Raw genomic sequence first — 22,182 nt, forward strand, 5'->3', positions numbered from 1 at the left:
CAGGTTCCGCAAACGTGTTCCACGGTTTTGCGACAGGACCTGCGCCAAACCGACAAATCCAGGCAGGCATTCGTGGGGGTGCCACGAATACCTGCCTGGCGCGCCGAACCTAGCCATAGCCGCACTTCCCCGGCAAGCAGGCTGCGCCAACTCTTGTCGCAATGCTGGTCTGATGTGGGGAAGTTCGGCAGTGCTACCGTTGCTTGAACGGAGCCAACCATGCCGCCTCACGCCGACCTGATCGTCACCAATGCGCAGATCCTCACCATGGATGACGAGAGGCCCCGCGCCGAGGCTGTTGCCGTCAAGGACGGCCGGATCGCGGCAATCGGCGACAGACAGTCGGTTGCCGACCTCAAAGGACCCGGAACGAAGCTGATCGATGCCGGCGACGGCACGGTCGCGCCCGGCTTCATCGAGGCGCATATGCACCTCTTCTCGGGAGCTGCCGAGATCGATCATCTGCAGCTCTTCGGCGTGCATGGTTTCGATGCGCTGGCGGGCGCGGTCCGCGACTACGCCTCGCGGCGGCCAAACGCGAAAGTGCTGATGGCACAGGGCGCCGATTACACGATCCTGTCGAAGGAAGAGCGGGTCACGCGCCACCATCTCGACCGCATCATCCCTGACCGTCCCTTCGCCATGACGGCGCCGGACCACCACACGGTGTGGGCGAACACCAAGGCGCTGGAGCTCGCCGGCCTGCTCCATGGACTCGAGCTCGGTCCCGGCAACGAAATCGTCATGGGTGTCGACGGGCTCGCCGAAGGAGAGCTGCGTGAGGGCGAAGCCTTCGCGCCGCTGCAGGCCATCGCCGGCATAGGCCGCGCCAGGCTTGGCCTTGCGACCGGCGGCGAGCCGGATCCCTATCCGAATGCCGAGGAACTGGCGAGCGACCGCGCGATCATGAAGCGCGGACTTGAATGGTGCGCCAGGCACGGCATCACTTCGCTCCAGAACATGGACGGCAATCTCTACCAGCTCGAGCTGCTGTCCGAGATCGAGACGGAGGGCGAGCTGATCTGCCGGGCGCAGATCCCCTTCCACTACAAGAACTTCATGACGCCGGACATGCTCGCCAAGGCATCATTGATGTCCGAGCGCTACAATTCCGACTGGCTGTCCTCCGGCATGGTCAAGTTCTTCATGGACGGCGTGCTCGATTCCTGGACGGCCGTCATGCTGGAGGATTATGCCGACCGGCCGGGCTGGTGTGGCGAGCCGCTGTTCACGCAGGATCAGTTCAACGCTGCCGTGATCGAAGCCGACCGCCGCGGTCTGCAGGTCGCCGTCCATGCCATCGGCGACGGGGCGGTGCGTTCCGTGCTCGACGGCTATGAGGCCGCCAAAAAGGCGAATGGCAGGCGCGACAGCCGCCACCGCATAGAACATATCGAGGTGACGACCGAGGCGGACGTAGCACGTTTCGCGGAGCTCGGCGTGATCGCCTCCATGCAACCGCCGCATCCGCCCGGCGCCATGGGATTCCCTCTGGAGCCGACCGTCTCGCGCATCGGCCGCAAGCGTTGGCCGCTCGCCTATGCGTGGCGCATGCTGAAGGATGCCGGCGCGCATGTCGTCTTCGCCTCCGACTGGCCTGTCGCGCCGATCGATCCTTTGCTGGGCATCCAGGCGGCGGTGCTCCGCAAGCCCTGGGCAGAAGACAATCCCGACCAGAGTTTTTCGCTCAAGGAGGCGATCGCGGGCTATACGGTCGAGGGCGCCTATGCCGAGTTTGCGGAAGACCGCAAGGGCCGGCTTAAGCCCGGTTACTTCGCCGATCTCGTCGTGCTTTCCAGCGATCTGGAAGCGGCCGACCCGCATCGCATCGGCGAGATCAGGCCGGTCACGACGATCTGCGGCGGCCGGGTCACTTATCAGGCGTAAATGTCGGTTCAGCCAAAGTTGGCCAGTTGCCAAGCCTACTGCCATATGGTCACATCCTGATCGGGAACACGAGGCCGCCGGCAGAGCGGTCGGAGAGAGTGGGGCCTGCGCGTGCCGGATAAACCGGTCAGGAATGCAATCGACGTCCGTGGCGTCAGCAAGATTTTCGGAGCGGGCGAACAGCGGGTCGCGGCTCTCGACAGCGTTTCCGTCTCGATCCGCGAGAACGAGTTCTTCACGCTGCTCGGTCCTTCGGGCTGCGGCAAGACCACGCTCTTGAGATTGATCGCCGGGTTCGATTACCCGACGGAGGGCGAGATCCTGCTCTATGGCGAGGACATTGCGCCGCTGCCGCCTTTCAAGCGGCCGGTCAATACCGTCTTCCAGAGCTACGCTCTGTTCCCGCACATGACCGTCGGCGAGAATATAGGCTTCGGCCTTGAGATGCTCGGCAAGCCCCGGGCTGAGATCGAAGCCCGCGTCGCTGAGATGCTGAAGCTGGTGAAGATGGAGGCGCTGAGGAACCGTCGCACCAGCCAGATCTCCGGCGGTCAGCAGCAGCGCGTCGCGCTCGCGCGGGCGCTTGCCCCGCAACCCAAGGTGCTGCTGCTCGACGAGCCGCTTTCGGCGCTGGACTACAAGCTCCGCAAGGAGATGCAGATCGAGCTGAAGCGGCTCCAGCACGAGACCGGCATCACCTTCATCTTCGTCACGCACGACCAGGAGGAGGCGTTGACGATGTCGGACCGGATCGCCGTGATGTCGGCAGGCAGGATCCTCCAGGTCGGCACGCCTTGGGACATCTACGACAAGCCGGCGGAACGTTTCGTGGCGGACTTCATCGGCGAGACCAATTTCCTGGCGGCGACCATCGACGCCATCGCAGGCGGCAAGGCTCAGGTGACGCTCGGTTCAGGCGCTAAGCTTTCGGCGACTTTTGCCGAAGGCTTCCGGCCGAACGGCAGGGCGACCCTAGTCGTACGTCCCGAGCACGCCAGACTGATGAAATCCCCCGCCGATCTTTCCGGCATCGTCGAGAACATCGTCTATTTCGGCACCGACACGCATATCCACGTCCGGCTCGACGGCGGTGAGCCCTTCATCGTGCGCCAGCAGAATACGCGCAACGCCAGCTGCGGTTTCGAGACCGGCGAAAAAGTCGGCATCCAGATCGGCGACAATGCCGCGCAGGTTCTGAAGGACTGATCGTGGCGAACGCTGCAGAGATCGCCAGAAAGGCCGAGCGCGAGGACGTCAGGTCGCGCTGGCTGCTGTCTGCGCCGGCGCTCATCATCATCTTCCTTGCTGCGATCGGGCCGCTCGCCATTGTGCTGGTCTATTCCTTCCTGTCGCCAGGGCCATATGGCGACGTGGTCTGGAAATTCTCGCCCGAAGCCTGGATCTCCGTGTTCCTCGAGCGCGACATTTTCGACGAAACGCTTTCGCTTGCCGATGCCAATCTCGCCATCTTCTGGCGCTCCGCGAAGCTCGCATTGTTGACCACCATAGCCACCATGGTCGTCGGCTTTCCGACGGCCTATTTCATTGCCACGCGAAGCGAACGCACGCGCGACATCTGGCTTTTCCTGATCACCATTCCGTTTTGGACGAACCTTCTGATCCGCACCTTTGCGGTGCTCCAGATCATCAGGAACGAAGGCATCATCAATACGGCTCTGATGAAGCTCGGCATCATCGACCGGCCGATACAGATTCTCTTCACGGACACCGCGATCATGCTCGGCATGGTCTATGTCTACCTGCCGCTGATGGTGCTGCCGATCTATGCCAGCCTGGAGAAGCTCGACTTCAGGCTGGTCGAGGCGGGATACGATCTCTATGCGTCCCGCTTTCAGGTCTTGCGCCGGATCATAATTCCGCTTGTCAGGCCGGGTATCATTGCAGGTTCGATCCTCGTCTTCATACCGGCGATCGGTTCCTATGTGACGCCGAGCGTGCTCGGCGGCGGCAAGAACATGATGATCGCCAATCTGATCGAGCTGCAGTTCGGCCAGGGTCGCAACTGGCCGCTCGGAGCCTCGCTTTCGATTTCTGTGATGGTGATCGTGATGATCGCGTTGCTGCTCTATGTCCGCAATGCAACGGGCCCGGACACCCGCAATGGCTGAACGCTTTTCGATCCGTTACCAACCCGGCTTCACCACGATCGCAGCCATCTGCTTCGTCATGCTCTACATGCCGATTGCCGTGCTGGTGGTTTATGCGTTCAACGCGACCGACTCCACTTCCGCCTGGGGTGGCTTCTCGCTGCACTGGTTCGAGACCGGCTGGAACAACGCCCAGGTGATCGACGCCTCGATCAGATCGCTGAAGATCGGAGCGACGGCCGCGGTGCTGGCAACCAGCGTTGCGACCATGGCGGCGCTCGCCACCACTCGGACGCCGCCCTATCCGGGACTCACCTTCAAATACGCCTTCATCAACCAGCCGCTGATGGTGCCCGAGATCGTCACGGGTGTGGCGCTGCTCATCTTCTTCTCGCGCATCAAGATCTGGTCCGGTTACACCGGGCTGGGTTACCTGATTGCCGCGCACACGGCCTTCTGCATCCCCTTTGCCTATCTGCCGATCCGCGCCCGGCTGGAGAGCATGGACCTCACGCTGGAGCGGGCCGCAGCCGATCTGTATGCGACCCCATGGCACGTGTTCAGGCGCATCACGCTGCCGCTGCTCTGGCCCGGCATCCTGGCCGGGCTGATGCTCGCCTTCGTGATCTCGTTGGACGATGTCGTCATCACGGAGTTCGTGAAATCGGGCGGGCAGGACACGCTGCCGACCTACATGCTCGGCCAGATCAGGCGCGGCGTCACGCCGGAAATCAATGCGATCTCGACCGCCTTCCTGCTGCTGTCGGTAGGCATCGTGACGCTGTTTTTCTTCATCAGCAGGAAACGGGACTGACAACAAATGGGAGCATCGAGATGAACTGGAAATGGACCACTGCGGCGGGCGCCGTCCTGCTTGCCTCGACCGCGCTCGCCCGCGCGGACGGTGAGCTCAACATCTATAACTGGGGCAACTACACCAGCCCGGACGTGATCAAGAAGTTCGAGGAGAAATATAACGTCAAGGTCACCATCACCGATTACGACTCGAACGATACCGCGCTCGCCAAGGTGCGCCAGGGCGGTACCGGCTTCGATATAGCGGTGCCTTCGCAGACCTTCGTGCCGATCTGGATCAAGGAAGGCCTTGTGCTCGAAACCGACCCCGGCCAGATGGAGAACTTCAAGAATGTGGCGCCGGAATGGGCCAATCCCGATTTCGATCCCGGACGCAAATATACGGTGCCATGGGCCTGGGGCACGGTCGGAATCGTGGTGAATACCGACGTCTACAAAGGCCCCTCAGATAGCTGGGGCATCATCTTCAACACGCCAGACGAGTTGAAGGGCAAAGTCAATGTCGTGCCGGAAATGAACGACGTCATGTTCGCGGCCACCAAATATGTCGGTGGCGAGCAATGCACCGATGATAAGGCGATCTTGAAAAAGGTGCGCGATACCCTTGTTGCGGCCAAGCCCAACTGGATCGCCATGGAGTACAACACGATCGAGAAGATGGGCGCTGGCGATTTCAAGGCGACCAGCGACTGGAACGGCTCCGCATTGCGGCAGCGGCTGGCACATCCGCAAATCCACTACTTCTATCCCAAGGAAGGCTACGGTCTCTGGAGCGACAACGTAGTCGTCCTCAAGGAGGCGAAGAACGTCGAGAACGCCAAGCTCTTCCAGAACTTCATCATGGACCCGGAGATCGCCGCCGGCTTATCGGCGTTCCACCGCTATGCCAACGGCATTTCCGGCTCGGATAAATACATGCCTGCCGACATGAAGGATGCGCCGGAGGTCATCATCCCCGAAGACGTCAAGGCTCACGGCGAGCTGCAGAAGCTCTGCTCGCCGGAAGTCCAGGAGATCTACAGCAAGATCTGGACCGAGCTGCAGAAGTAGAAGAGGTTGCCCCGTCGACCACGCTCCAAGGGAGTAGGGGAGTAGGGCAGTAGGGCAGTAGAGAGTGATCCCCCTACTCCCATACTCCCTTATTCCCCTACTCCCTTATTCCTCTACTCCCCGGGGGCAGTGAAGGGGGGCACATGCTTGCCCGCAAACTCATGAGCTCCTATCGCAATTCCGACCCCCGGCCGCCGATCATGGCAGGCTCGCCGCCTGTCATGATCCTGCCGCGCATGGAATGGGACCGGCCGCCCTGGAACCGCTGGTCCTTCCAGCACGTCCGCGAGATCCTGCCCACTGTCGAGGTATGGCGCGGCCACGGCCACCGGCGGCGGTTCGATCACGATGAACGCGATCTCGACGATCTACCCGTAGCGGATACCGAAGGGCGTCCGACCACGCTCGCCGGCCTGCTTGACGAGACCTACACCGATGGCTTCCTCGTCATCAAAGGCGGCTCCATCGCGTATGAGCGATATTTCAACGGCATGACCGAGCGGACACTGCACCTCTCGCAATCGGTGGCGAAGTCCGTCACTGGCGTCGTATTCGGCATCCTCGCCGGGCGCGGCGAGGTCGATCCGGCCCGTCAGGTCACCGACTATTTGCCCGAGCTTGCCGCCACCGGCTGGGCGGGCGCCAGCCTGCAGCAGGTGCTCGACATGACGACCGGCGTGCGGTTCTCCGAGGAATACACCGACCCCTATTCCGATATCGGCAAGCTCGATGTCGCCGGCGGCTGGAAGGCTTTTCCGCCAGGCTCCGACCCCAACCACCGTTGGCCATCGCACATGTGGGAGCTGATTTTGGGCCTGACCGAAACGGTGAGGCCGCACGGGGCCCAGTTCGAATATCGCTCGATCGAGACCGACGTCCTCGCCTTCGTCATGGAGCGCGCGACCGGCAAGCGGCTCGCCGAGCTCGTCTCGGAAGAGCTATGGCAGAAGATCGGCGCCGACGAGAGTGCCTGCTTCACGGTGGACAGCGCCGGCTATGCGATCGCCGACGGCGGCTTCAACGCGACATTGCGCGACTATGCCCGCTTCGGTCTCGCCATCCTCGGCGATGGCGGGGGCATCGTGCCGCAGGACTGGATCGCAGCGACCCGCAATGGCACACATGGACCCGGCTACAGCCCGTCGCTTCCGGAGGGCGCTTACCGCAACCAGTTCTGGATCGAGGACCCGCGCTCGTGCAACCTGCTCTGCCGCGGCGTGTTCGGCCAGCTGATCTATATGGGCTGGGAGACGAACGTGGTTGTCGTCAAGCTGTCGAGCTGGCCGGATTTCACGAACGTGCCCTACACCGTCGCCACATTGAAGGCGATCCACGCGATCGAAGCCGCGCTGGCTTAAGGGGGGCGCAGGGGACAGTTTACTTTTTTCCGCACAAAGGCCGAGGCCGCTCCGAGGTGGACGCTGGCGGAAAAAAGTAAACTGTTCCCAGCACTTACCCCTTCGGCTTCGGCGCGACGCCGGCATGTGAGCCGCCGGCCGGATCGCCGGAGCCGGGCTCGCCCGGTCCGCCATTGGCCGCGATCGTCGATGCGATCCAGTCCTTGTAGTTGCTGAGACGCGTGTAGACGCCGTAGGCGTTGGCATGGCCGCATGCCGCGCTTTCGTCCACGGGGCCTTCGCCCCAGCTAGCAATGCCGACCTGGATCAGTTCTTCACCTTGCTTGACGAAGAGGGGGCTGCCGCTGTCGCCATTGCAGGCGTCGCGCCCGCCGCTGGTCTCGTCGGCGCAGATCATGTTCTGCGTCAACGGATCGCTCATCGCCGCGGAGATGGTCTTTGTGGCCGTGTCGATAACGCTCTCGGGGTAGCGCATGCGGGGCGCGAGGCTTTTTAGCGTGTTGCCGAGATCGCTTGCGTAGATGTTCTTGATGCCGGAATTGCAGCTGGCGGTCGGAAGCAGCTTGATGGAGGTTTCCATCATGTCGTTAGGGAAGGTGCCGTCCTCCAACATGCCCCACCCGACCACGGTTGCCTCGCCATCGTCGGGCTTGCTTTCCTGAGCGATCTTGACGGTCTGCTCGCTGGCGCCTCCGGCGAGCTTCACCAGACCGATGTCGTTGTCGAAGGTTGCCGGATTGTAGTTGGGATTGACGACGATCTGCGCCACCTTGAAGCGGTTGCCTTCAGCCAGATGTGTTGCACCGACGAGCACGGCGATCGCGGCGGGGGACGTAGCCTGCGCGCCGCCGCTGCTGTCGTCTTCGAACAGGCAATGTGCTGATGTCAGTACCCATTGAGGCGCGACAAGCGTGCCGCCGCAGAATTGCGCGTCGGCCTGCGAGGCGGGACTTTCGTCCAGCATTTCCGAACTGAGCAGAGCCACATGGAACGGCCAGTCGCCCTTGGCAGCCTCATGGCCGCCGAAGACGCGTTCGCCCGCGTCTTCCTCCTGGTTGGCGCGCATATCGGGGACGCGCGTCCTCGGTGACGCTTCCGGCTTGACGGCGTCTGCCTGGCCGTCCTGGGCAAAGGCGGGCCGTCCGACGGAAAGGGCTGCCGCCATCGACAAAAGCAATGCGGCCGCGATTGGTTTCAGCCCGCTTGCTGTCGTCAAATTGACCTCCCGAGACAATGAGCTATTCGAATATTCGGCCCGAGTCAGGCTTCGCTTGTTTACGGCATCACCCGGGCGGAAGCGATTTGTCGTTGCCAATATTGGACTAATTTGGGCGTCTGCCGAAACAATGCCATGAGGCATATCCCATTGTGGGGCATCGAACCTACGCGGCAAAACTTTCGGCACAGAAAGACAGAAGCAGCCCGAGTGCGAGGACGGCAAGCACGATACGGGTCGCAACTCCTGTGCGTGGGGCGGGATCACGGTCTGGCATGGGTGTTCTCCTGCGGCTGGTGTGATGGCACTCTTGCCTGCCATCTGGTTAGCTCGTCATCGACGCGCTCGGCAAGACCCGGCGGCCGCGTTCGCTCGCCGCAGCTGTCGAACACTTCCCGAAGCCGACTACGGGTTAGAGCGGAGCGCTCGGCCCCGTTGCACCCCGTGTATACCGGCCGATAGCACCTTGCTGCGCGATGCCCTATATCTTGGCGGACTGACAAATCGCCTGCGGCCATGCATAGATGCTGGCAAGGACAGGCGGAAGGATTCGGGATTCGAAATGGCCGGGCGGGAGATGCTGACCAAAAACCAGCTCAACGTGCTGGAAAAGCTGGAGCGCGCGAGTGGGCCGCTCTCCGCCTACACGCTGCTCGACCAGCTGCGCGACCAGGGCTTCCGCGCGCCGCTGCAGGTCTATCGCGCGCTCGATACGCTGATGAAGGCAGGCTTCGTGCATCGGCTGGAGAGCCTCAACGCCTTCGTCGCCTGCGCGGAGCCTCACGACCACCACGGCCACCAGAGCCATGGCGTAACCGCCTTTGCGATCTGCGACAAATGCGGCCAGGTCACCGAGCTGAGCGACGAGGCGATGAGCAACCGGCTCGACCAATGGGTCGGCTCGACCGGCTTCGTGCCCAACCGCGCCGTCATCGAGTTCCGCGGCACTTGTGCCAAGTGCGCTTTGCTGGCGGCGTGAGGACGCGGCACCGTTTGCCGCCGGCGGTCTCGCCAAGCTGGATTACCCCTCATCCGTCTCGGCGCTACGCGCCGAGCCACCTTCTCCCACAAGGGGAGAAGGAAAAGCGCTACTTCTATGTCTCCGCTAATCTCTAACGTCGTCTCTGCTAGTCTCTGACGTCCGCGATTTGCGGCGAGCTAAATGCCAAGGCTCCCCTTCTCCCCTTGTGGGAGAAGGTGGCCGCGAAGCGGTCGGATGAGGGGTCCTCCAGCTTGACGCCGCCGTCGCCTCAGTGCGCCTCGTCCCAGTTGTGCGCAGCCCGCGCGTCGACATGCAGAGGTACGGCCATGTCCACGGCGGGCATGGCGGCATGCTCCATGACCTTCTTGATGACCGGCAGCGTCGGCTCGACCTCCTCGTCCGACACTTCGAAGATCAGCTCGTCATGGACCTGGAGCAGCATGCGTGCCGAGAGATTCTCCTTCTTCAGCGCATCCTCCATGCGGACCATGGCGCGGCGGATGATGTCGGCCGCCGAGCCCTGGATCGGAGCGTTGATGGAGGCGCGTTCGTTGAACGATCGGATCGAGGGATTGGAGGAGCGGATCTCCGGATAGTGGATGCGCCGGCCGAAGATGGTTTCCACATAGCCCTTGTCGCGCGCCATCTGCTTGCGGCTTTCCATATAGTCGCGGATGCCGGGGAAGCGCTCGAAATACTTCTTGATGTATTCGCCGGCCTCGGAGCGCTCGATGCCCAGCTGATTGGCGAGGCCGAAGGCCGATATGCCGTAGATGATGCCGAAATTGATTGCCTTGGCGCGCCGTCGCACCTCCGGCGGCATGCCCGGAACCGGCACGCCGAACATCTCGGAGGCGGTCATCGCATGAATGTCGATGCCGTCTGCGAAGGCCTGCCTGAGCTGCGGGATATCGGCAATGTGGGCGAGCACACGCAGCTCGATCTGGCTGTAGTCGGCCGACACGAGCTTATAGCCCTTATCGGCGACAAACGCCGTGCGGATGCGGCGTCCCTCGGCCGTGCGGATCGGGATGTTCTGCAGGTTCGGTTCCGAGGACGAGATGCGGCCGGTCGGCGTCGCCGCCAGCGCATAGTTCGTATGGAGCCGCTTCGTGTCGGGATTGATGTATTCCGGGAGGGCGTCCGTGTAGGTGGACTTGAGCTTCGTGAGCTGTCGCCAGTCGACAATCTTGCGCGGCAGTTCGTGGCCTTCCAGCGCAAGCTCTTCGAGGACCTGCGCGGTGGTGGACCACTGGCCGGACTTGGTCTTGGTGCCGCCCGGCAGGCCCATGCGCCCGAACAATATGTCGCCGAGCTGCTTGGGCGAACCGATTGTGAAGCGCTCGCCAGCGATCTGGTAGATTTCGTCCTCGAGCGCGGCCGCACGCTGTGCGAACTCGCCCGAAAGCCTGGAGAGCATCTGCCGGTCGATGGTGATGCCGCGCTCTTCCATGCGGGCGAGCACGGGCACGAGCGGTCGCTCGAGCCGCTCATAGACCGACACCACGCGCTTGCCGGGAAGCTGCGGCTTCAGCACCTGCCAGAGGCGGAGCGTGAGATCGGCGGCTTCGGTCGAGTAGACGGTGGCTCGCTCGATCTCGACGAAATCGAAGGTCACCAGCTTCTTGCCCGACCCGACGAGATCCTTGAAGGGAATGACGGCATGGCCGAGCCACTTCTCGGCGAGGCTTGGCAGGTCGTGCCCGCCCGCCGTACCGCCATCGACCACATAGGACATCAGCATCGTGTCCTCGAAGGGCTGAAGCTCGATGCCAAGGCGGCGCATCATCAGCCAATCATATTTGACGTTGTGACCCACCTTGATGACCGACGGGTCGGAAAGCAGCGGCTTCATGACGGCAAGCGCCATGTCGATTGCGATCTGGTTCGCCGTGAAGCCCTCTCCCAGGAGGTCGCCATTACCCGAACGGTGCCCGAGCGGAACATATGCCGCGCGACCGGGTCCGAGGGCGAGCGAGAATCCGACCAGCTCCGCCCGCATCGGATCGAGCGAGGTCGTCTCGGTGCGGAAGGCGATCAGGCCGCTTTCCTGCGCTTCCGCGATCCAGGCTTCGAGCGTCGGCAGGTCGCGAATGCAGGCATATTCCTTGTGGTCGATCTTCGCCGACGCGGCCTTCTGTATGCGCTCTCTGGCAAGCTCGCCGGGTGTGCCGAGAAACTGCGCCTGCGGACCCGAGGGCGCCGGCGCGGGCTGAACGGCTTGCTGAGCCGCGCCATCGCCTCCCGCTTGTCCTGCAAGCACTTTTCCTGCGCCGGCGGCTGGGAAGCCGACATCCGGCCCATGCATGTCCTCGGTGCTGACCTTCACCGCGGCCGGCTCGATTTCCGCAGCGTCGGTTCCGGTCGCTTCGGCAACGCGGCGAGTCAGCGACGTGAATTCCATCGCCTTCAGGAAGGCGATCAGCTTCGGCCCGTTCGGCGGCTCCAGCGCCAGCGCGTCCAGCCCGTCGGGCACCGACACGTCGTTCCTGAGCCGCACCAGGTCGCGCGAGATCAGCGCCTTGTCCGCATTGGCGATGATCGTCTCGCGGCGCTTCTCCTGTTTGATCTCGGAAGCGCGCTGAAGCAGCGTGTCGAGGTCGCCGTAGATTTCGAGGAGCTGCGCGGCCGTCTTCGGTCCGATGCCGGGGATACCCGGCACATTGTCGATCGAATCGCCGGTCATCGCCTGGAGGTCGATCATCTTCTCCGGCGGGACGCCCCACTTCTCTATCACCTCGGGAATGCCGATGCGGCGGTCCTTCATCGGGTCGTACATCAGGACCGTCGAACCGACGAGCTGCATCAGGTCCTTGTCGGACGAAACGATCGTCGTGTCGGCGCCGGCCTCGCAGGCAAGCCTCGCATAGGTCGCGATCAGGTCGTCAGCCTCGAAGCCCTCCATCTCGATGCATGGCAGGCCGAAGGCGCGCGTCGCCTCACGGATCAGGCCGAATTGCGGGATGAGATCGTCGGGCGGCGCGCTGCGGTTCGCCTTGTATTCGGCATAGAGCTCGCTGCGGAACGTCTTGGCCGAATAGTCGAAGATCACTGCAAAATGCGTGGGCGCAATGCCGACGTCGGTGTTGCGGGCATCCCGCATCAGCTTCCACACCATGTTGCAGAAGCCGAGCACCGCGCTTGTCGGAAGGCCGTCGGATTTTCGGTTGAGCGGCGGCAAGGCGTGATAAGCGCGGAAAATGTAGCCGGAGCCGTCGACGAGGAAGAGATGATCGCCCTTTTTCATGGGGGAAACGGGTAGCGCGGCAAAACCGGCCTGTCCATCGCCGAGACGGCAGGCTGTGAGCCTCTGGTGACAGGCTCCCCTGGGCGTTTGCCGGCCTGTTTGCGCTCACGTGTTTGTTACACACTTGTAACGTTCGTGCCCTTGAATTGCCCATTTCGGGAACCAAATCTAGGTCATCGACATTTAGTCGAGCCCGGCAATGGCCCGTCCCCCGCCAAACCCGGGCAAAAGATGCGGCAACCTCATCCCCCCTCTCCGGGTTGCCGCATATTTGAGTAGCGCCGCCGTGGTATCCCCCTCCGCCACGGCGGCTTTTTTTTGGCCGCCGCGAGCCGAATTCGGCTTTGGCCCAATCATGGGCGTCTTTCCGTTTCGGGGTCGGGCCTTTAGGGTGCCCCGATTCGAAAGGAAGGCTTCATGACTGCTCTTGCTCCGGTCCTCGCCAACATTGACGCCAATCTCGACAGCAGTCTGGAGCGGCTGTTCGGGCTGTTGAGGATAAGGTCGATCTCGACCGATCCGGCCTACGCGGCCGAATGCCGCAGCGCGGCCGAATGGCTGGCCGACGATCTTCGCTCGATAGGCTTCGAAGCCTCGGTGCGTGACACGCCCGGCCACCCGATGGTGGTCGCTCACCATGACGGCGAGGGCCCGCATGTGCTCTTTTACGGCCATTATGATGTGCAGCCCGTCGACCCGCTGGAACTCTGGAGCGACGATCCTTTCTCGCCGGCCGTCAAGGACGAGAAAGGCCATAAGGTCATCACCGGCCGCGGCGCGTCCGACGACAAGGGCCAGCTCATGACCTTCGTCGAAGCCTGCCGCGCCTACAAGGCTGTCCATGGGAGGCTGCCTTGCAAGGTCTCAATACTGTTCGAAGGCGAGGAAGAATCCGGTTCACCCTCGTTGCGGCCGTTCCTTCAGGCCAACGCCGAGGAATTGAAGGCCGATTTCGCGCTGATCTGCGACACCGACATGTGGGACGAGGCGACGCCCTCGATCAGCGTCGGTCTGCGAGGTCTTGTCGGCGACGAGGTGACGATCCACGCTGCCAACCGCGACCTGCATTCCGGCATGTATGGCGGTGCGGCGGCCAACCCGATCCGGGTGCTGGCAAAGATCCTCGCCGACATCCACGACGAGACCGGCCGCGTCACCATTCCCGGTTTCTATGAAGGTGTCGAGGAGACGCCATCGCAGATCAAGAAGTCCTGGGATTCACTTGGCGAGACTGCTGAGAGTTTCCTCGGCGAAGTCGGACTTTCGGTGCCCTCGGGCGAGAAGGGCCGCTCCGTGCTCGAGCTCATCTGGGCACGTCCGACCGCCGAGTTCAACGGCATCACCGGCGGCTATACCGGCAAGGGCTTCAAGACAGTGATCGCCGCCCAGGCGTCAGCAAAGGTGTCCTTCCGCCTGGTCCATAAGCAGAACCCCGACAAGATACGCGAGGCCTTCCGCGCCTTCGTGCGCGAGCGCCTTCCGGCCGATTGCAAGGCCGAGTTCGAGCCCCACGGCAGTTCGCCGGCCTTCCAGCTCTCATACGAATCGCCTTTCCTCAACAAGGCGAAGGACGCGTTATCCGACGAATGGCCGAAGCAGGCGGTGATGCTGGCGAGCGGCGGGTCCATCCCGATCGCCGGGGATTTCCAGAGGCTGCTCGGCATGGAGTCGCTGCTTGTCGGCTTTGCCCTTTCCGACGATCGTATCCATTCCCCCAATGAAAAGTACAATCTATCCTCGTTCCACAAGGGGCAGCGGTCGTGGGCGCGCATCCTCGACCGCATCGCGGCGCGCTAGTCAGAAGGTGGGGCGGTGACAACGAGATTTCACAAGGGCGATCTGCCAGATCTGTCGAATTACGCGGTCGAAGCGGTCGCCATCGACACCGAGACGCTGGGGCTCACCCCGCACCGTGACCGGCTGTGCGTCGTCCAGCTCTCGCCGGGCGACGGCACGGCCGACGTGGTCCAGATCGCGAAAGGGCAGCGCGAAGCGCCGAATCTCGTCGCTCTTCTGAGCTCAAGGAGCGTGACAAAAATATTCCACTACGCCCGGTTCGACATTGCGGTGCTCTATCACGCTTTCGGGGTGATGGCTGAGCCAGTCTTCTGCACCAAGATCGCCTCGCGGCTCACCCGTACCTACACCGATCGCCACGGCTTGAAGGACCTCACCGCCGAACTTCTTGGCGTCAACCTTTCCAAGGCCCAGCAATCATCCGACTGGGCAGCCGACACACTGTCGCCCGAGCAGGTCGAATATGCCGCCTCCGACGTACTCTACCTGCATCGGCTGCGCGAGGTGCTTACGACCCGGCTCGCCCGCGAGGACAGGACCGAGATCGCCGACGCCTGCTTCCGCTTCCTGCCGACCCGCGCCAAGCTCGACCTGCTCGGCTGGGAAGAGGACGACATCTTCGCGCACAGCTGATTAACGCCGGGAGCGGCGCTTGCCTGAATGACGCAATGATCTGCGGGCCTCTCAGGCCGCGTCCTTGCGCGACTTCTTCGACTCTCCCTGCCTGACCCTCTTCGATATATGCTCGCGTACGGCGCGGTCATGCGCCTCCGCTGCCTTCTCGCAGAGCCCGCGATATTGCTCGACCTCCTGTTCGGTGAGATGTTCGATCCCGATGAAGGCGTTCTTGGCCTCGGTGACGCGAATCAGCTCGTCGAGCTTTGCCTGGATCGCGGCACCGTCGCGGTTCTGCGTGTTCTGGATGAGGAACACCATCAGAAAAGTGACGATGGTGGTGCCGGTGTTGATGATCAGCTGCCAGGTATCGCTGTAGCCGAACAAGGGTCCGCTCAACGCCCAGGCGACGATCACGAGGCAGCAGGTTACGAAGGTGACAGGCTTGCCGCTGGCTCGGGCCACCCCGCTGGCTACCTTGGTGAAGAGCTTTTCCATTGCGATCCTCTACGGCCGACGCGAACCATCGTAGAACGATCGCCCGCAAAGGCGGTTCCGCAGCGGATATCACGCATGCGCGCCAGGGGAATCGCCGTCGCGTCGCAAGGGCAAGACAGTGTCGTTTCGCTTCCGAAACAAGCCATGATCTATGGGGGGTGCCAGCCGGCGGGGCGAGATTTCTCGAGGCATCGCGGCGTGGTCGGCTTAACTGCCCCTTAAATCGCCGCATTTACTGTCCAGCCCGAGTCCACACCACTGGGGGCGGACACGGGACGCAATGGCAAATCGCGGGCAGGGATCACGCATCGAGCCGACCTTCGACAGTCCGGCACGGGCAAGCGAGCCGTCGGGCTTAGCCGTCGGGGAGGAGGATCGCGTCGTGCCCTCCAGCCGTAAGACATCGGCCAGGAAGAAGAGCTCGAAGGCTCGTTCCGGAAAATCACGCCGCAAGGCGGGCCGCGGCATTCTCGGCGGTGTCAGCCGGCTGTTCTACTGGTGCTTCGTGCTGATGATCTGGGGCGGCATTGCTGCTGCCGGCCTTGTCGTCTACTACGGCGCCCGGATGCCGAGCGTGGCCGAGTGGGCGGTCCCCGACCGGCCGCCCAACATCAAGATCGTCTCGGTCGACGGCAAGCTGATCGCCAATCGAGGCATGACCGGCGGCGAAGCGGTCGGACTCAAAGAGATGTCGCCCTATATCCCCGAGGCCGTTGTCGCCATCGAGGATCGCCGCTTCTATTCCCATTTCGGCATCGATCCGATCGGGCTTGCGCGCGCAATGGCCAGCAACCTGGTCAGTGGTCACGTCTCGCAGGGCGGCTCGACTCTCACCCAGCAGCTCGCCAAGAATCTGTTCCTGAAGCCCGAGCGCACCATCGAGCGCAAGGTGCAGGAGGTGCTGCTGGCGCTCTGGCTAGAGCACAAGCATAGCAAGGCCCAGATCCTCGAAATGTACCTGAACCGAGTCTATTTCGGTTCGGGCGCCTATGGCGTCGAGGCCGCCTCGCGCCGCTATTTCGGCAAATCTGCAAAGGATGTGACGCTGCCGGAAGCTGCCTTGCTCGCTGGCCTGCTCAAGGCGCCTTCGAAGCTCTCGCCCGCGCGCGACCCGGCTGCCGCAACCGAACGCGCTCAACTCGTGCTCGCGGCAATGCGCAGCGAGGGCATGATCACCGCCAAGGAGCTCAAGGTGGCCATGAACGCGCCGGCGCCGCGTGCTGCCTCCTACTGGACGGGCTCCGAGAACTATGTCGCCGACAAGATCATGGAAGAGCTGCCCGGCCTGATCGGCGAGGTACGGGGCGACTTGATCGTCGACTCCACCGTCGATCTCGACCTGCAGAAGCTCGCTGAAAAGTCGATCCGCCGTCTGATCGACGACAACGGCAAGAAGCTGAATGTCTCGCAGGGCGCGCTGGTCTCGATCGACAATACGGGCGCCGTGCGCGCCATGGTCGGCGGCTACGACTACGCCAACAGCCAGTTCGATCGCGCCTCCGAGGCCAAGCGCCAGCCCGGCTCGGCCTTCAAGCCCTTCGTCTATCTCGCGGCGCTGGAGGCTGGCCGCACGCCGGACTCCATCCGCAACGACGCGCCGGTGAAGATCGGCAAATGGACGCCCGACAATTATCATGGGAAATATTATGGCCGCGTCACGCTGGCCACGGCGCTGGCGAAATCGCTGAATTCGATCGCAGCACAGCTCGTCATGGAGGTCGGACCGGAGACCGTCATCGAGACGGCGCACCGCATGGGCGTCGAATCCGACCTGCAGGCCAACACCTCCATCGCGCTCGGCACGTCGGAGGTGACGCCGCTGGAACTGACCGCGGCATACGTGCCCTTCGCCAATGGCGGCTACAAGCCCGAAATTCATTTCATCAAGCGCATCACCACCACCTCCGGCGAGGTGCTCTACGAGAACAGTCACAACAACATTCCCCGCGTCGTGCGGCCCGAGATCATCGGTATGATGAATGCCATGATGCGCCAGACGCTCGAGGACGGCACCGCGACGAAGGCGGCCTTCAACTGGCCGGCCGCCGGCAAGACCGGCACCAGTCAGAAATCGCGCGACGCCTGGTTCGTGGGCTATACGGCGAACCTCACCACAGGCGTCTGGTTCGGCAATGACGACGGCTCGCCGATGAAGAAAAACGTCACCGGCGGCGCGATGCCGGCTCTTGCCTGGCACGAATTCATGGTCGCCGCCCACAAGGGCGTGCCGGTCGCGCAGCTGCCCGGCGGCTGGACCAGCACAACCGGCGGCGTCGTGCCGCCCGACCCGCTTACCGGCGTCGGCGAGGATGACCCGGTCGCTTCGCTTCCCGACCCGCCGGCCGATGTCGGAATTTCCGATCATGTCCAGCCGGTCCGCAGTGTCGCGCCGGCGCCCGTCACGGACGAGACGGCTTCGATCGACCGCCCGGTCCCGCCGGCCGATGTCGGCGGGCCGCGTAAAACGCGCAAGGGCTCGATCCTCGACGTGATCTTCGGGAACGAGCGCTAGGGAAGTGCCGGGGACAGTTTACTTTCTTCCGCCTGCGCAAACCTTGACGCCTCAAAGCCCGGCGCGAGCGGAAAAAGGTAAACTGTCCCCATCGCCCACCCTTGCAACTCAACCGGCCGGCGCCGGCTCGAGCGATTTCTCGGAAGCGGTCACGTTTGACACGATCGCCAAGGCGATCTCACGCTCGCCCATGATGACGCTGTCGGCTCCGAGCCCATCGAGGTGCTCGACCTCGGCGTCGGAATGGGCGCGGGCGATGACCATGATTTCCGGATTTGCGGACTTGGCGCGCAGGATAATCTGTCCCGCCTCGAACGCGTTGGGGATTGCCAGGATGAGGCGCTTCGCGCCCTCCGGATTGGCTGCAGCAAACACTTCGGCCCGTGCCGCGTTGCCCACCACGGCCTCGATGCCATCGTTGCGCAGCCGGGCGAGCGCCTTGTCACCGTCTTCGACCACCACAATGGGAAGTCCTGCCTGCTTCAGCAATTGGCCGACCAGGCTGCCGACGCGGCCGTAGCCGATCATGATCGTATGCTCGGAAAGCGCCGTCCGGGGTGGTGGACCGTCGGTTGCCATTGCCTCCTCAGGGGCCGCCGCAGCCGGCCGCTTGGCCGGTTCGGCAACCGACTGCGCCTCCTTCTGCTTGCGTTTTTCGATGAAGGGCTTCGCGCGCTCGACCGCCGCAAAGACCAGAGGGTTGAGCAAGATCGACAGGATCGCGCCGGCAAGGATCAGGTCACGTCCCTCCTCGGGCAGAAGCCCAAGACCGACGCCGATTTCGGCAAGGATGAAGGAGAACTCGCCGATCTGCGCAAGGCTAGCCGAGATGACCAGGGCGGTGCCCACCGGGTGGCGGAAGGCGGTGACGATCAGGAAGGCGGCGATCGACTTGCCGAATACGATGATGGCCAGCGTTGCCAGGATCGGCCAGGCGTTTCCCGCGATGCTCGTCGGGTCGAACAGCATGCCCACCGACACGAAGAACAGAACGGAGAAGGCGTCGCGAAAAGGGAGCGATTCCTCTGCTGCCTGATGACTCAACGGCGATTCGCTCATGATCATGCCGGCGAAGAAGGCGCCGAGTGCCAGGGACACGCCGAACAGCTTTGCCGCACCGAAGGCGACACCGAGCGCCAACGCCAGGACTGCCAAACGGAAGAGCTCGCGCGAGCCTGTGTGTGCCACGTAGTGCAATATCCAGGGAATGACTCGCCGCCCGACTACCAGCATGACGATCACGAACGCGCCTACCTTGGCCAGCGTCGCGCCGAGTACGCCCCAGATACCAAGGTTGGCCGGCGCGGCGAAAACATCGGGAGGCGCTGCCGTGCCGTTGCCGCCCAGCACCCCTGCCAATGCGGGCAGGAGCACCAGCGTCAGCACCATGGCGAGATCCTCTACGATCAGCCAACCGACGGCGATGCGACCGCGCTCCGTGTCGATCAGCCGTCGCTCCTGCAAGGCCCGCAGGAGTACGACCGTGCTCGCCACCGACAGCGCGAGGCCGAAGACCAAGCCGCCGCCCAAGGTCCAGCCGAGTAGTGACGCCAGCCCGAGGCCAAGCACCGTGGCGAATGCTATCTGCACGACCGCGCCCGGCACGGCGATCGCCTTCACCGACAGCAGGTCCCTGAGCGAGAAATGCAGGCCGACCCCGAACATCAGCAGGATCACGCCGATCTCGGCAAGTTCCTGTGCAAGGCGCGGGTCGGCAACGAAGCCGGGAGTATGCGGTCCGACCAGGACGCCGGCGAGCAGGTATCCGGCGAGCGGCGGTATCCTGAAGCGGTTGGCGAGCGCCCCGAAGATGAAGGCCAGGCCCAGGCCGGCTACGATTGTCGCGATGAGGGGCGTTTCATGGGCCATGGGCGCCTTTCCAAGTGAGTTGGTGAGTGCGTCCGGCCAGAAACCTCCCGCTCCGGCAATATGTTTGTCGCAACGGCTCAGTGCAACCCCGACGTGCCGCGAAGGCGCGTGAGCGAGCCGGATTTTCCTTCACGGCGCGAAATCTGGGAAGAAGCTTGCTTCCGCTCCGCGACGCCGCCGAAACCGATATTTCGCGCCGCTTGGTGGTGGATGGGCGGCAGCTCCGAGCATAACTCTACAAAATCACTAGACTAATCAGCCGGTTCCGGGAGTTGGAGAAACCCTCCCGCTTGAAAAATCACCCTGAGGTTGCGCCGAAACACGATTCCACAGCAGGAGAATATTTTTCTCCCGACAGCAAAGCGCCCGAAAAACGGATCGCATCGCCGAAACGGAAGCGCGAGTGCATTTCTTCATTGTGCGACGCACAACAGGTAGAAAAAAGCTGGACGCCGGAGACTGTCATTTGCCGCAGCAGCCAGCCAAGCTCAACGCCTTTCCCGTTTTCGTGCGGGTCGAAGGCCGCACTGTCGTCGTCGTCGGCGGCGGCGAGGAAGCGCTTGCCAAGGCGCGCCTGGTCGGCCAGTCCAGCGCCTTGGTCAAGGTTGTGGCCCTCGATCTGGAGCCAGAGCTTGCCGACTGGATCGCTGGACACGGCGCAATCCATATCGAGGCGGATTATCGTGCCGCCTTCCTGGCGGACGCCGTGATGGTATTCGCTGCAACCGGCAGCGAGGCGCTCGACCGCCGCGTGTGCGATGACGCACGCGCCAAGGGTATTCCGGTCAATGCCGTCGACCGGGCGGAGCTCTGCGATTTCTATACGCCTGCGATCGTCAACCGCGCGCCGGTCTGCGTCGCGATCGGCACGGAAGGGGCTGCCCCGGTGCTCGCCCAGGCGATCAGGGCGAAGATAGACCAGCTCCTTTCGCCGTCGCTTGGTGCGCTCGCCTCGCTTGCCGCCTCGCTGCGCGAGACGGCGGAGCGACTGTTGCCGAAGCGGTTGCGCCGCCAGTTCTGGCAGGATTTCTTCGGTGGCGCTCCGGCACGCGAGATGGAAGTCGGCCATGCCGACGAGGCACTTGCGGCTGCTGGTGAACTCCTGAAAAGGCGCCGCGCCCGCCAGGGCCACGTCGCGCTTGTCGGCGCCGGCCCCGGTGCCGAGGATCTCATCACGCTTCGCGCCCAGCGCCATTTGATGGAAGCCGACGTGATCGTACATGATGCGCTGGTGCCGGAAGCCGTGATTGCGCTTGGCCGCCGCGACGCCGAACGGCTCGCGGTCGGCAAGCGCAAGGGCTGCCACACCAAGAGCCAGCCCGAAATCAACGCCCTGCTCGTCTCGCTTGCCCGCGAGGGTCGGCGCGTTGTGCGCCTGAAATCGGGAGACCCGCTCGTCTTCGGTCGCGCAGGCGAGGAGATGCAGGCGCTTCGCGACGCCGGAATCTCCTACGAGGTCGTGCCGGGGGTCACTGCCGCCTTCGCCGCAGCGGCCGATCTCGAGCTGCCGCTGACCCTGCGCGGCGTGGCTTCTTCCATGGTCTTTACCACCGGCCACGATCTGCGCGGCGAGACCCTGCCCGACTGGGCACGGCTTGCAATCGACGGCGCCACCGTTGCCGTCTACATGGGCCGCTCCATTGCGGCCGAAGTTGCCGCCCGGCTGATCGAGGCGGGGCTCTCGCCGGATACGGCGGTCGCCGTCGTCGAGAATGCGAGCCGCGCCGACAAGCGCCTCTTCCACGGCACGCTCAACGACCTGCCCTCGCTCGAGCAGCGTGCCGACCTGACCGGCCCGGTCATGACGATCATCGGCGACGCCGTGGCCGGTGCGAATTTTGCCAAATCTGAGCCGCTTGCTTCGCATGTGGCCGCGCTCGCCGAAGCGCAGGGAGCAAGCGCATGAAGGTACTGACCGGCAACCGGCTGACCGATGGCGAGGCCGTCTGGTATTCCAGGGATGGCCGCTGGCTGGAGACGCTGGCCGGCGCCGAGGTTGCTGAGGACAAGCCCGCCGAAGAGAGGCTCGAGGCGATCGGAAAGGCGGCCTTCGCGAACAACATCGTGCTCGATGTCGAAATGATCGACGTCGATCTCATTGACGGCGAGATCGTCCCCTTGCGGCTGCGTGAACGGATACGTGCCGCCGGCCCTACGATCCGCCGCGACCTCGGCAAGCAATCGCGGACCGGCGCAGGCCACTGAAGCCGAAAGGACGAGCCGGGAA

General features: G+C 63.5%; 16 protein-coding genes. 12 read left to right on the top strand and 4 right to left on the bottom strand.

Going from position 1 to position 22,182, the window contains the following annotated elements; all coding sequences use genetic code 11:
- Positions 1–219 precede the first annotated feature (219 nt).
- The 6 genes from SAZ10_RS28555 (at position 220) to SAZ10_RS28580 (ending at position 7,219) form a co-directional block, all read left to right on the top strand.
- On the top strand, positions 220–1,887 hold the full coding sequence (locus tag SAZ10_RS28555; RefSeq protein ID WP_318612843.1) for an amidohydrolase: 1,668 nt from the start codon (positions 220–222) through the stop codon (positions 1,885–1,887).
- 111 nt (positions 1,888–1,998) lie between these two features.
- Positions 1,999–3,093 (top strand): ABC transporter ATP-binding protein, encoded by a 1,095-nt coding sequence (locus tag SAZ10_RS28560; protein ID WP_318612844.1) that lies wholly within the window; start codon positions 1,999–2,001, stop codon positions 3,091–3,093.
- 2 nt (positions 3,094–3,095) lie between these two features.
- Complete coding sequence (locus SAZ10_RS28565) at positions 3,096–4,016, top strand: ABC transporter permease (protein WP_318612845.1); 921 nt, start codon at positions 3,096–3,098, stop codon at positions 4,014–4,016.
- Positions 4,009–4,809, top strand: coding sequence for an ABC transporter permease (locus SAZ10_RS28570; RefSeq protein ID WP_318612846.1), 801 nt, complete (start codon positions 4,009–4,011; stop codon positions 4,807–4,809). Before SAZ10_RS28565 ends, SAZ10_RS28570 begins: the two co-directional genes overlap by 8 nt.
- Before the next feature lie 20 nt (positions 4,810–4,829).
- Entirely contained in the window at positions 4,830–5,861 is a 1,032-nt protein-coding gene (locus tag SAZ10_RS28575) for an extracellular solute-binding protein (RefSeq protein WP_318612847.1), read from the top strand.
- A gap of 161 nt (positions 5,862–6,022) precedes the next feature.
- On the top strand, positions 6,023–7,219 hold the full coding sequence (locus SAZ10_RS28580; RefSeq protein ID WP_318612919.1) for a serine hydrolase: 1,197 nt from the start codon (positions 6,023–6,025) through the stop codon (positions 7,217–7,219).
- A gap of 94 nt (positions 7,220–7,313) precedes the next feature.
- Here the strand turns inward: SAZ10_RS28580 and SAZ10_RS28585 are convergent, their stop codons facing one another.
- The gene (locus tag SAZ10_RS28585) at positions 7,314–8,435 is read right to left on the bottom strand and encodes a serine protease (protein ID WP_318612848.1); all 1,122 of its coding nucleotides are present in this window, start codon (positions 8,433–8,435) and stop codon (positions 7,314–7,316) included.
- A gap of 562 nt (positions 8,436–8,997) precedes the next feature.
- Here SAZ10_RS28585 and SAZ10_RS28590 point away from each other — a divergent pair.
- The gene (locus tag SAZ10_RS28590) at positions 8,998–9,414 is read left to right on the top strand and encodes a Fur family transcriptional regulator (protein ID WP_318612849.1); all 417 of its coding nucleotides are present in this window, start codon (positions 8,998–9,000) and stop codon (positions 9,412–9,414) included.
- A gap of 271 nt (positions 9,415–9,685) precedes the next feature.
- Here the strand turns inward: SAZ10_RS28590 and polA are convergent, their stop codons facing one another.
- A complete protein-coding gene (gene polA / locus SAZ10_RS28595; protein WP_318612850.1) occupies positions 9,686–12,664 on the bottom strand; it encodes a DNA polymerase I in 2,979 nt (992 codons plus the stop codon).
- A 417-nt stretch (positions 12,665–13,081) separates the two neighbouring features.
- Here polA and SAZ10_RS28600 point away from each other — a divergent pair, with 417 nt between their 5' ends.
- Together SAZ10_RS28600 and SAZ10_RS28605 are read left to right on the top strand one after the other, a co-directional pair.
- A complete protein-coding gene (locus SAZ10_RS28600) occupies positions 13,082–14,461 on the top strand; it encodes a M20/M25/M40 family metallo-hydrolase (protein ID WP_318612851.1) in 1,380 nt (459 codons plus the stop codon).
- 15 nt (positions 14,462–14,476) lie between these two features.
- Complete coding sequence (locus tag SAZ10_RS28605) at positions 14,477–15,094, top strand: ribonuclease D (protein ID WP_318612852.1); 618 nt, start codon at positions 14,477–14,479, stop codon at positions 15,092–15,094.
- Positions 15,095–15,145: 51 nt separating this feature from the next.
- Here the strand turns inward: SAZ10_RS28605 and SAZ10_RS28610 are convergent, their stop codons facing one another.
- Positions 15,146–15,574 carry a low affinity iron permease family protein gene (locus SAZ10_RS28610; protein ID WP_318612853.1) on the bottom strand — a complete coding sequence of 143 codons (429 nt, stop codon included), beginning with the start codon at positions 15,572–15,574 and terminating at the stop codon, positions 15,146–15,148.
- Between the two features lie 280 nt (positions 15,575–15,854).
- Here SAZ10_RS28610 and SAZ10_RS28615 point away from each other — a divergent pair, with 280 nt between their 5' ends.
- Positions 15,855–18,086 carry a transglycosylase domain-containing protein gene (locus SAZ10_RS28615; RefSeq protein WP_318612854.1) on the top strand — a complete coding sequence of 744 codons (2,232 nt, stop codon included), beginning with the start codon at positions 15,855–15,857 and terminating at the stop codon, positions 18,084–18,086.
- Positions 18,087–18,194: 108 nt separating this feature from the next.
- Here the strand turns inward: SAZ10_RS28615 and ybaL are convergent, their stop codons facing one another.
- Positions 18,195–19,955, bottom strand: a complete 1,761-nt coding sequence (gene ybaL, locus SAZ10_RS28620) for a YbaL family putative K(+) efflux transporter (RefSeq protein WP_318612855.1) — start codon at positions 19,953–19,955, stop codon at positions 18,195–18,197.
- Between the two features lie 466 nt (positions 19,956–20,421).
- On the opposite strand from ybaL, the gene cysG reads away from it, so the two are divergent.
- Together cysG and SAZ10_RS28630 are read left to right on the top strand one after the other, a co-directional pair.
- The gene (gene cysG / locus SAZ10_RS28625) at positions 20,422–21,861 is read left to right on the top strand and encodes a siroheme synthase CysG (RefSeq protein ID WP_318612856.1); all 1,440 of its coding nucleotides are present in this window, start codon (positions 20,422–20,424) and stop codon (positions 21,859–21,861) included.
- On the top strand, positions 21,858–22,160 hold the full coding sequence (locus tag SAZ10_RS28630; protein WP_318612857.1) for a DUF2849 domain-containing protein: 303 nt from the start codon (positions 21,858–21,860) through the stop codon (positions 22,158–22,160). The genes cysG and SAZ10_RS28630 overlap by 4 nt, the downstream gene beginning before the upstream one ends.
- The last annotated feature ends 22 nt before the right edge of the window (positions 22,161–22,182 follow it).

This window comes from Mesorhizobium sp. BAC0120 (assembly GCF_033542235.1).
Classification (GTDB): Bacteria; Pseudomonadota; Alphaproteobacteria; order Rhizobiales; family Rhizobiaceae; genus JAWRCU01.